The following is a 10,981-nucleotide window of genomic DNA, read 5'->3' as shown; positions in this document are numbered from 1 at the left end:
GCGCCGAAGCCGACGGCAAGGGGTTGCAGTTCGGCTTCGGCGCGATTGGCGTTGGCGTGCAACTCGACCGAACGCTCGGCGAAATTCAATCTTCCGGAGTAGAACAGCGTGATCGCGCCGCCCCGCACGGCGCCCTCCTCGACGTCGGCGACGCCCTGCGCCATGTTGAACTTGCCCGACAGCAGGTCGAACGACGTGCGTCCCGAGCGCAGGTCGGCGCCGACCGAAAGCGGCCGGCGCTCCATCCGGCGGAAGGCCAGGTCGAGGTCGAGGCCGTAGATTTCCCCGGCGGCCACCGAAAAATCGCCACGCGCGTCGAGATGGGAGGCGAGATCGGCGAAGGAATTGCCGCTGGTCTCGAAACTGGCCGTCACCCCCGCCGCGCCGTTCAGAATCTGGCGTTTGGCGGTGTCCCAGAGCAGCGGCGCGATGTCGAGCTTTTCGGCCGCCAGCGCGCCGCGTATGTCCAGCCCCTGCTCGGTGTCGGTGATCACCGCGCGCGCCCGCGCCACGCCGGAATAGGCGCGCGCCTGGGCGAGCGACAGGTCGAGCCGGCCGCTTTTCAGGATGACGGAGAGCGCGGCGTCCTCGAGCTGGAGGTCGCCGAGCCGGGCGCGCCGGGCGGACAGCCGCAGATCGAGATCGGCTGCGCCGAGACGCGCGGGCGGAAAGGCGTCCCGATTCCACGCGCCGTTGGCCGCGGCGCTCGGATAGTCCTCGAACATGGGCGCGAAATTGATCGAGGCGCTGGCGAGCGTCGCGGAGGCGGAGGGCCGCTGGCCGTCGAATCGGATCGAGGCGGCGCCGTCAAGCGCATTGCCGTCCACGGAAAGCGTCAGGTTGGTGAGGCCGAGTTGCCCGGAGTCCAGCGTGGCGTCGGCCTTGATCAGGGCGTCGCGATAGGGTCCGGGCAGCGGCATGGGCACGCCGAACCAGCCGGCCGCCGTGCGCAGCGAGGCGGCGGAGGCGGTGACCTGCCCTTCGAAACGCGGCCTTGGCGCCAGCGTCAGCGCGCCGTTGAGGATGATCTGCAGCCCCTCATCCTCGAATCGGAGGGTGAGCGCGCTGGTTCCCGCGCCGAGCAAGTGGTCCGGCTGCGCCGACCACAGCGCGAAACGCGAGGGTTGATGATCCTCGCCGATCGCGGGCAGACGGGCGTGGCCCGTGAGCGACAGCGGCGCCCCGACGCGGCTCCAGTCCAGCCGCGCCGTGACGTCGTCGGCCACGAGTTCTGGCCGTTCGACGCAGGCGCGCCGCAGATAAACCTTGCCGCGAACGATCTCGACATCGCCGAGTCCGCCCTTCGGCCGGGCGGAGGCGGCGATGATCGTGGCGGGCAGGCGCGTCGCGTCCAGGGTGAGCGCCGCATCCGTCAGCTCCACCCGCGCGAGGTCGAGTCCCCCCATCAGCAAGCCGCCGAAACCGAGATCGACCCGGATCGAGCTTGCGGAAACGGTCAGTTCGCCGTCGGCGTCGCGCAATTGCGGGTCGTAGATGCGGATGTGCGGGCGCGGCAGCACGGCGAACACCGAGCGACCGTAGCTGACGAGGTCGAGGCCGGCGCGGTCTCGGATCTGCTGCTCCAGAGCCACGACCTGCGCGCTCTGCGACACCGTCCAAGGCGCGACCGCCAGCCCCAGAAGCGCCAGCGCCGCCGCCGCGAGAACCGATTTGATCGTTAAGCTGAATGTCATCGCCGCAGGATAGACGCGCCCCTTGCCGAGGAAAACAGATTTATGCGCCGGAGATCGCGTTCATGCGGGCCAAGGCCAGAGCGCTGGCGGACAGTTCATCGGTTTCGCGGGCGCCGCGCCTTGACGGCGACGCGCACGGGCGCGGGCCGACGCGAGGCGGCGAGCAACAGGAGGGCGAGTGCGGTGGCTGCGGCAAGGATCATGATGGTCTCCTTGTTACGTAGTTTGGAGCATCCCCTGGCAAATTCAAGTGGATGTTGGGCAAAAAGTGCGCCCGCGCGCTCAAGGAGCGCAAAGATGATTGAAATTCGCGGCTAACGAAAAATGAACGCGCGCGCCATTCCTTGTCGCCGAGGCTTACGCTCCAGGGGGGCGCCGTTAAGGAAGCGTTCCGCTCATTTCCTGCCAAGTTCCGCTGCGGCGGCGATAAAAACCGTCAGCCAGGCGAGAATAAGAATGGTCCCTCCGGTCGGCGCGGCCATCGGAAACAGATGCGCGCCACGCAGCGTGAACAGACAAACGTCCAGTGAAAACAGCGTCGCGCCACAGGCCATCGCCCATGCGGCGACGAGGAAGAGCCGACCCGCGCGCTGGGTGAGCGCCAGCAGGGCGGCGGCGTGCGCGAGCAGGATGAGGGCGACGCTGGACAATTTTTCCGCGCCGGCGAGATGGGCGGCGACGGCGGCGGAAGCGACGCCGCAGGCCCCCATCAGGCCCGCCCATGCGGCCAAAGTCGCGTTTATTTTGCTCATGGCGTGGACTCTTGTTTTTGCGAAAGCATTTGGCGACACTATGCGGCGCGAAGTCAGCGGAGCCAACATGACTTCGGAAGAAAAGTTCCACGGCGTCGTCGTCGGCTCCGGCGCCTTGCGTAAAGCCAGGGACGAGGTCATGATCGGCGCCATGTCGCAAGCCGCCTACAGCGCCTTCCGGGCCAATCCGCCGACGCTCGAACGTCCTGTCGAGCGCCGTGGCGCGGTCCGTGCGGCGCTTGTGGCGGCGTGATGGTTTCGCGGCGCGCGCTGTTGGGCCTCGTCGGCGCATTGGCGTTGACCGTCGTCGCCGACATCGGGCGCGACGCCTGGATCGCGCGAAAAGTCGCCTATCTCGACGGCTTCGATCCCGCGTCGAACAAATGTTTCGACGTGGAGCCGGCCAGCGAGGCGCGGCGGGCGCGCATCTACATCGTCGGCGATTCCGCCGCCCACGAATGGCCGCTGGAGGGTTTTGACCCGCGCTACGAGGCGGTCGATTGCGGCATGTTCGCCGAGACCACGGCGCAGCTCGAACAAAGGTTCGACCGTTTCGATTTTCTGCGTCCCGGCGATGTGGTGGTGCTGACCTCCGGCGTTTACGACGCGGTTGGCGCGTCCTTCGCCGCGCCCGAGCGCCTGCCGGATTATGCCGCCAAGGCGGCGGAGCGCCTGCTGCGCCTCGCGCGGATGGCGAGCGCCGCCGGCGGCCAGGTCATCGTGACCACGGTGCTGCCGCCGTTCGAGCCGGAAGCGCTGCGCCGGCCGTTCTGGCATGAGAGCATCCGCGATTTCACCGCGCAGGCCAATGCCGCGTTGCGCGCCCGGCAGGCCGAGATCGACCGCCAGGGCATCGCGCTTCTGGACATTCCCCGCCTGCTCGGCGGCGACGACCGCCGGACGCCGCACATCTGGGGCCGTAACGGGCTGAAACTCAACCAACAGGGTTTTGCCGCGCTGACGCAGGAAATCAATCGAAGGCTGCCGCCTTAGGCCTCGCTACTTGGTCGCGACCACATAGGCGAAGCTTGACGCCGCGCGCCAGTCGCGCCGCTCCGCCAATCGGTTGAACGCCGCGTCCACGTCGCGAAGGATGGGAAATTTGGAGAAATATGAATAGCCCCAGAACGGCAGGATGACGGCGTTGGAGAAACCCGCCCGCCGCAGCATCGGCATCAGCCTGTCCTCGCCGCTGAAGCAGAAATCGTAATGGGCGGGGAATTTCGGGTCGTCGCCATCGGGCTTGCGCTCGGGAAACACGGTTTCCAGCAGGACACGCGACAGCTTTTCCGGTATCAGGCGGTTCATCACATAGGGCAGGGCGTAGAGCGTCGGAAAAAACGCGAGCGCGACGCCGTTGGGCGTGAGCGCTTCCCCGATATTGCGCCACATCGCCGCGACATCGGGCACATGCTCCATCACCATGCGGCAATAGGCGAGATCATAGGCGCCGCGCCCGACGATGTCGGGGGCGTCGGGCGCGGCGATGTCGCAGAGCACCTTGCCATAGCCTGACGGCGCCAGGGAAAGCTCATGCGCCGAAATGTCGTTCAGCGTGATGTCCAGGTCGAGTTGCGTGGCTTCGTCCGGTTGGAACAGCGGATCGCGGCCGGCGCCGATTTCGAGATGGCGGCGCAAGCCCCGCGCGCGGGACAGTTCGATCACGGTCGGCTTGTAGTTTTCCCAGCACCAGTTCCAACGCGCGGGATAGCCGAGGTCGGCGACGATCCGGCGGATGTCGGCGGTGGGGGAGGCTCCGGTCTGGTCACAAGTGGTTTGGAACTGGTGAAGAGCGTCTGTCATGGCGGCTTCGGAAACAGATGTTTCCGGGCATGGTAGGGGATGTGGTTTAACGGCGCGTTGCGCGGCGCGGCGTTCGATGAACGCACGGCAAGACTTTTGTCGCCACAAGGGCGGGAGGCGTGAACGCGACGCGGATGGCGGCGGAGCGCATGGCTGACCTCTCCGACGCGGTCGGCGACCGTCCCGCCATGGCCCTGAAGGGGCTAAACCTCTCAAGTTGCACACAAGTTTCGGCGCTTACGTTGGTCTGCGGCGCAATCGAATCGTTTCTGGAATTCCACCGCATGCTCAAGTTGATCCCCTTCCGCTCCAAGCCGGGGCCGCTCCGACAAAAACTCCACACCCATGTCGCGTTAACCGGCGTCGAGAGAACCTTCCCGCCCAGCGACATCATCGTGTCCAAGACCTGTCCAAAAGGCGTCATCACCTATGCGAACAAAGTCTTCCTGGATGTCGCGCGACTGACGGAGTCTCAAGTCGTCGGAGCGGCGCATTCCGTCGTGCGCCATCCCGACATGCCGCGCGCGGTCTTCGCTTTGATGTGGTCGCGGCTGCAAGCAGGACAGGAGATTTTCGCCTATGTCCTCAACATGACGTCATGCGGCGATCACTACTGGGTGCATGCGCATGTGACGCCAAGCTTTGGCGCCGACGGCCAGATCATCGGTTATCATTCCAACCGCCGGGTCCCGGATCGGTCCGCGGTCGATACGGTCGCGCCGATCTATCGCGAATTGAAGGCGATCGAGGATCGCGCCGCCAACCGCGCCGACGGGCTGAAAAGTTCCGTCGAGCGCCTGAACTCCATTCTCCGAGACGCCGGTGTTTCCTATGATCAGTATGTCTTCTCTCTCGCAAGCTGACGGACTCGTCCGCGCCGCCGCGTTCGCCTCCGCTGTGGTCGCTTCGATCTGTCTCGCTTCCAACGAATTTGGCCCCGGAATTTTCGTCGGCGCGACGGCGGCCGCGCTGATCCTCGCCCTGTGGCGATTGAACCAGACCAAGTTGACGATCCGCGCCATCAGCGACGCATTGGGCCGCGCCGCGAAGGGCGACCTCGAAGCGCGCATCGTTCTCCTTGATGAAGGGGGCGATTTGCGGGTCGCCGCCGACAATCTCAACCGCGCTCTCGACCTCACCGACGCCTTCGCGCGCGAAGCGAGCGCGACCCTGGCCAGTGTGCGCGACGACCTGCTGCATCGCCTCATCGTCGAGCGGGGCCTCGCCGGCTCCTATGCGCTGGCCGCCCGAACGATGAACGAGGCGGTGGACGCGATCCGCAAGCGCAAGGAGGAATTCTCGCGGGTGATCGTCGATTTCGAGCAGACGGTCGGCGCGGTCACCGGCGCCGTGTCGCGTGACGTCGGCGTGCTCGACAGCGCGGCGCAAAGCATGCTGGCCACTGTTTCCAACACGCGAACCCGCACCGGCGACATCACGCTGCAAGCCGGCGAAACGTCGCAAAGCGTTTCGACGGTTTCTTCAGCGGCGGAGCAATTGACGGCTTCGGCCGCCGAAATCGCGCAACAGACGTCGCTCGCGCTGGACGTCGCGCGTTCGGCGGAGGAGAAGACCGATGTGGCGCGTCAGGCGGTGTCCGGTCTCGTCGCCGCCATTGCGGAAATCGCCGGCGTGGTCGATCTGATCACCTCCGTTTCCAACCAGACCCGCACCTTGGCGCTCAACGCCAGCATCGAGGCGGCGCGCGCCGGCGAAGGCGGACGCGGCTTCGCCGTCGTCGCCAACGAGGTCAAGGCGCTGGCGCAGCAAACAGCCGAGGCGACGGATCAGATTCGCAATCGAATCGCCGAAATCCAGCAGAAAGCCGATGTGAGCACGCTGTCGATCGAGGATATCGCGCATACGTCCTCGCGCGTTCTCGACATCGCCACGGCGATTTCAACGGCGACCGAGCAACAGACGTCGGCGACGCAGGAAATCGCCCGCACCATGCACACCGTCTCGAATGCGACGGCGGCGGTGACGGTCAACGCGGATGAAGTGATGAAAGCCGCCAACGACAGTGGCGTCGCCGCCGATCGCGTCGCCTCCATTTCCGGAACGCTGGCCAGTGAATCCGGTCGGCTCGACCAATCCGTCGCCAGCTTTCTCGCCAAGGCGCGCGAAGCGGCGGGCGCCCGGAAGCGAGCGTCTTAAAGCCAGGGCCGGCCCGTCCGCCGCCTGCGCGAGAACGACCGCTTCACATGATTGTCTCCAACTCCGCAGGCTTCAGCCGGCCGCCGCGCACAGCGCCGGAATTTCAACGAGGCTTGCAACGCGAATTGGGTCCGGCGCGTCCGCGCCCAGCCGGTCGAGCCAAAGCCCGCGCAGGCCGGCGGCGCTGGCGGCTTCGGCGTCGAGGCGGCGGTCGTCGCCGATGAACAGGGCCGAGGCGGGCTCCGCGCCAAGCCGCGCGCAAGCCAGCGCAAAAATGCGCGGGTCCGGCTTGGCCAGACCGACCTCGCCGGAAATCACCACGGCGTCGAAAAACTCGGCGAGGCCGAGCGCCTCGATCTTGCGTCGCTGCACGGCGCCGTCGCCATTGGTGACGAGGCCGAGGCGCAGCCCGGACAGGGCCGCAAGGCAGGGTCGAACGTCCTCGAACAGCCGCCAGGCGTTGCGGTAGGCGGAAAAATAGAAGTTGAACGCCAGATCGGCTTCAGCGTCGCTCAACCGCTCGCCGGCGACGGCGCGCACACGCGCGCGCCTTTGTTCGGCGAAGGAAATTTCGCCGGCCAGATAACGGGAATAGTGCCGGATCTCCGCCATCCGCCACTCCGTCAGGAAGGCTTTTTCGGGGAGTTTTGGCGCAAGGACGGCGCGCAGGGCCAGCGCCGCCTCGTGGTCGGCGCCGGCGTGATCGAACAGCGTTCCATCAAGATCGAACAGGACGATCACCGCGTCGATCCACCCGGAGTCGGTTCGCGCCGCGACAGGCAGAAATCCTCGCCATGCAGCCAGCAACTCGTGTCCTCGGCATGGGCGTCGCGCCGCAATGACTTGATGTCGCTCGCCGGCGCGCGGGCGAAAGCCCGCGCCAGACGGTCGTTGGCCTCGGCGTCGCGCAATCCGGAGAACCCGATGAAACGAACGGCGCCGAGGATATCGATGTCGCAATCGCCGTCGTCGCGCCGCCGCGCCAGAACCATCGCGCCCCGCCCCTCGTCCGCGGTCAGCGGAAACAGCAGGCGACCGCGAGGTTTGAGCGAGTCAAGCCAGGCGCGCGGCGGATAGGCCACGCCGGCGCTGACGACCACGGCGTCGTACTTTTCCCCCCGAAAAGCCGAACCGTCCGCGTGGATGGGTTCGGCCTGTCGCCAGCGCTTCAGGACGGCCTGGGCGCGCCTGAACAAGTCGCCGTCGATCTCGACCGCCGTCACCTTGCCGGAGTCGCCGACCATTTCGGCCATGATCGCCGAATAATAACCGGAGCCGCAGCCGAGATGCAAAACCGTCTCGCCGGGCGAAAGCGCAAGCCGGTCGATCAGCAAGGCCCAAAGACTCGGCAGCCCGTTATTGACGCCGCGCGTCTCGTCGAGGGCGACGAGGAGATTGTGATAGATGTGGCGCGGATCGTCATCATCGGTGGTGCGGAGTCCCGACGGCGCCTGCTCGCTGATTACCCGCCACGGGCCTGGACCGAGGAAAAGCTCGCGGGGGACGCGGGCGAAAGCCGAGAGCAGCGCGGGATTTTTCGCGCCCGCCAAAGCCATCAGCTCCTCGGCGTAAAACAGCCGGGTGATCTCCAGCATGTCGGTCCGGAACTCCAAAACCTCCGCCTCGCGAACGGTCACGGCCTTGGGCCGAAGGGGCAGGATGTTTCGCCAGGAGGCGGCGAGGGCGAGAACGGGCGCGCGCACGGCGAAACTCCCTTAAAGACTACGTAAAGACTAGTATTCAATAGCTTGTCTTGTCAACGCTCCAAAGGGGCGCGCTCCGTAAGGGGCCGCGCGTTTCATGCGCATCTCATGGCGGCGCGCGGCCCCCGAAACGCGCCGCCGCGCGGAAGAGGATGGCGTGCTCCAAAACACCGCGCAAAAAGAATAATAATCCGATGCAAATTATATTTTTATATATAGACTTGACGCGTTGGGTCATCGACCCGGCGCCGACCGCGCCCCTGCGACGGCCTCCCGAATTGGCGCGCCGCCCCGGCCGACACCCCAAGGCGTCGCGCTCGCAATCGAGGCGCTTGCGCCCGCACGCTTGGAGACGATTATGAGACTTCGCAAACGCCCGTGGACCGGCGCCCTGACCGTCAGCGCCATCGCGCTCCTTGCGGCCTCAGGCGGGCGGGCGCAGGAGGCGCTGCCAAAAGCGCCGCCGCCCTTTGCCGGCAAGATCGACGCCGACCGGGACAAATCCACGCCGGACTGGCGCCAACAAGCGAAGGCCAGGCCCGGCGCGCCCAACGTTCTGCTGGTGTTGCTCGACGATGTCGGCTTCGGCGCCACCTCCATCACCGGCGGCCCCGTCAAGGCGCCCGCGCTCGAAAAGCTGGCCGCCGAGGGTCTGCGCTACAACAGTTTTCACGTCAATTCGCTGTGCTCGCCGACCCGCGCCTCGCTGCTGTCGGGGCGCAACAATCACGAGATCGGTTTCGGCACGGTGATCGAGGGCGCGACCGGCTATCCCGGCTACAATGCGAGCTGGCCGAAAAGCGCCGCCTCCGTGGCCGAAGTGCTGAAGGACAACGGCTACAGCACGGCGGCCTTCGGCAAATGGCACAACACGCCCGCCTGGGAGGCCGGACCGACCGGCCCGTTCGAGCATTGGCCGACCTCGCTCGGATTTGAATATTGGTATGGCTTCCAGGGCGGCGCCGACAACCAGTGGGAGCCCCGCCTTTTCCGCAACACGGTCGCCGCCGAGCCGTCCGCCACACCCGCGAGCGGCTATCACCTGACCACCGATCTGGCCAATGACGCCATCAAATGGCTGCACCAGCACGACGCCGTCACGCCGGACAAACCCTTCTTCCTCTATTTCGCCACCGGGGCCACGCATACGCCGCATCACGTGCCGCAAGTGTGGATCGACAAGCACAAGGGCGAGTTCGACCAGGGTTGGGACAAGTTGCGCGAACAGACTTTCGCGCGGCAGAAAGCGCAGGGCTTGATCCCCGCCAATGCCGAGCTGACGTCGCGCCCGGCGGAACTGCCGGCCTGGGATTCGCTGTCGCCCGAGCAGAAGAAACTGCTGGCCCATCAGGCCGAAGTCTATGCCGGCTTCCTTGAACACACCGACTACGAGATCGGCCGGGTTTTGCAGGCGATCCGCGACGAGGGCCAGGGCGACAACACGCTGGTGCTCTATATCGTGGGCGACAACGGCGCCAGCGCCGAAGGCGGGCTTGAGGGAACCGATATCCGCACGATCGAGGGCAAGCCCGAAACGCTCGAAAATCGCGCCAAAATCGCCACCGAACTGGGCAGCGATCTCTACTTCAACCACTATGCGGCGGGATGGGCCTGGGGCCTGGACGCGCCGTTCCAGTGGACCAAGCAGGTCGCCTCGCATCTCGGCGGCACGACCGATCCGCTGGTGGTGTCCTGGCCGGCGAAGATCAAGGACCATGGCGCCATCCGCAGCCAGTTCCAGCATGTCACCGATATCGCGCCCACGATCTATGAACTCGCCGGGATCACGCCGCCAAAAACCGTCGATGGCGTCGAGCAATTGCCGCTGGAAGGCAAGAGCCTCGCCGCCAGCTTCTTCGACGCCAAGGCGCCCTCCACCCATCCCGTGCAGTATTTCGAAATGGTCGGGAACCGCGGCATTTACAAGGACGGCTGGTGGGCCGGCGCCCGCCACCTGCTGCCCTGGCAAAGAGACGCCTGGGAGACGGCCGAAATCGGGCAGCATCCCTGGGAACTCTACAATCTCAACGAGGACTACAGCCAGGCCCACGATCTCGCCGCGAAAAATCCCGAAAAGCTGAAAGAGCTGGTCGAACTGTTCGACAGCGAGGCCAGACGCAACAACGTCTATCCGCTGGCTCCCCACAAGGGAACGCAGCCCCTGGCTTCGCCCGAGCGCGGCCATGTCGTGCTGCGCGACGGCGTCGAGCGCGTGCCGGTCCGGCTGGCGCCGAACGTGCGCGGGCGCTCCCATACCATCACCGCCGGCATCGAAATTCCCTCCGGCGGCGCCGAGGGGGTGATCGTCGCCGAAGGCGGACGGGAGGGCGGCTTCGCGCTCTATGTCAAGCAGGGCAAGGTGGTTTACGAGGTGACCGCCGCCCAGCATCAAGTGGTCAGGATCGTCGGGTCCGAGCCCCTGCCGACCGGAAAGTCCGAGATCACGGTCGAGGTCACAGTCGACAAGCCGGAGCAGGCGCCCGGCAAGGCGCTGCTGTCGATCAACGGCAAGCCGGCCGGCGAGGGCGGATGGGGCAATTTCGCCAACACGTTCCGCGAAACCCTCGACGTCGGCAAGGATCTGGGCACGCCCGTCAGCCCGGCCTACGAAAGCCCGTTCGCCTTCACCGGAACCATCGGGACCGTCGCCTTCGACCTCAAGTGAAACCAGGGCGGCTTGGAGCGGGAGTCCCGGGTCGAAGCGGTGTAAGCCGACTAAACGAGAAGGATTACGGCCCTGGGGCAGCGGCTCTAAGTCCTCTTGCGCGCATGGTTGCGATGGAGGTTTTGTCGAGGATGAGGGCCATGGCGTCGCGGACGTCGAGCATGACGTCGCGAATCGCGCAGGCTTCGACATCGCCGCAATCGGTGC

Annotated in this window: 10 protein-coding genes; 5 read left to right on the top strand and 5 right to left on the bottom strand. The window is 66.1% G+C overall.

What is annotated here, in order from left to right:
* Together CCR94_RS12775 and CCR94_RS12770 are read right to left on the bottom strand one after the other, a co-directional pair.
* The coding region (locus tag CCR94_RS12775) for an AsmA family protein (protein ID WP_104508236.1) at window positions 1–1,694 on the bottom strand (1,694 nt) is incomplete at its 3' end.
* 395 nt (window positions 1,695–2,089) lie between these two features.
* Window positions 2,090–2,446 (bottom strand): DUF423 domain-containing protein, encoded by a 357-nt coding sequence (locus CCR94_RS12770; RefSeq protein WP_104508235.1) that lies wholly within the window; start codon window positions 2,444–2,446, stop codon window positions 2,090–2,092.
* A 67-nt stretch (window positions 2,447–2,513) separates the two neighbouring features.
* Between CCR94_RS12770 and CCR94_RS12765 the strand changes: the two genes are divergently transcribed.
* On the top strand, window positions 2,514–2,699 hold the full coding sequence (locus CCR94_RS12765) for a hypothetical protein (RefSeq protein WP_146089989.1): 186 nt from the start codon (window positions 2,514–2,516) through the stop codon (window positions 2,697–2,699).
* The gene (locus tag CCR94_RS12760; protein WP_104508233.1) at window positions 2,699–3,439 is read left to right on the top strand and encodes an SGNH/GDSL hydrolase family protein; all 741 of its coding nucleotides are present in this window, start codon (window positions 2,699–2,701) and stop codon (window positions 3,437–3,439) included. Before CCR94_RS12765 ends, CCR94_RS12760 begins: the two co-directional genes overlap by 1 nt.
* A 6-nt stretch (window positions 3,440–3,445) precedes the next feature.
* Here CCR94_RS12760 and CCR94_RS12755 read toward each other — a convergent pair whose 3' ends face one another.
* Complete coding sequence (locus tag CCR94_RS12755) at window positions 3,446–4,249, bottom strand: class I SAM-dependent methyltransferase (protein ID WP_104508232.1); 804 nt, start codon at window positions 4,247–4,249, stop codon at window positions 3,446–3,448.
* A gap of 119 nt (window positions 4,250–4,368) precedes the next feature.
* Between CCR94_RS12755 and CCR94_RS12750 the strand changes: the two genes are divergently transcribed.
* Window positions 4,369–5,112, top strand: coding sequence for a PAS domain-containing protein (locus CCR94_RS12750; protein WP_244594055.1), 744 nt, complete (start codon window positions 4,369–4,371; stop codon window positions 5,110–5,112).
* Window positions 5,081–6,406, top strand: coding sequence for a methyl-accepting chemotaxis protein (locus CCR94_RS12745; RefSeq protein WP_104508231.1), 1,326 nt, complete (start codon window positions 5,081–5,083; stop codon window positions 6,404–6,406). Before CCR94_RS12750 ends, CCR94_RS12745 begins: the two co-directional genes overlap by 32 nt.
* Before the next feature lie 72 nt (window positions 6,407–6,478).
* Here CCR94_RS12745 and CCR94_RS12740 read toward each other — a convergent pair whose 3' ends face one another.
* Together CCR94_RS12740 and CCR94_RS12735 are read right to left on the bottom strand one after the other, a co-directional pair.
* On the bottom strand, window positions 6,479–7,147 hold the full coding sequence (locus CCR94_RS12740; protein ID WP_158254745.1) for an HAD family hydrolase: 669 nt from the start codon (window positions 7,145–7,147) through the stop codon (window positions 6,479–6,481).
* Window positions 7,144–8,109 (bottom strand): protein-L-isoaspartate O-methyltransferase family protein, encoded by a 966-nt coding sequence (locus CCR94_RS12735; RefSeq protein ID WP_104508229.1) that lies wholly within the window; start codon window positions 8,107–8,109, stop codon window positions 7,144–7,146. Before CCR94_RS12735 ends, CCR94_RS12740 begins: the two co-directional genes overlap by 4 nt.
* Window positions 8,110–8,467: 358 nt before the next feature.
* Here CCR94_RS12735 and CCR94_RS12730 point away from each other — a divergent pair, with 358 nt between their 5' ends.
* Entirely contained in the window at window positions 8,468–10,774 is a 2,307-nt protein-coding gene (locus tag CCR94_RS12730) for an arylsulfatase (RefSeq protein ID WP_104508228.1), read from the top strand.
* Window positions 10,775–10,981 lie beyond the last annotated feature (207 nt).

Source organism: Rhodoblastus sphagnicola (assembly GCF_002937075.1).
GTDB lineage: Bacteria > Pseudomonadota > Alphaproteobacteria > Rhizobiales > Beijerinckiaceae > Rhodoblastus > Rhodoblastus sphagnicola.
The sequence above is the reverse complement of the archived record's forward strand: the minus strand, read 5'-3'. Positions and strand labels throughout refer to the sequence as shown.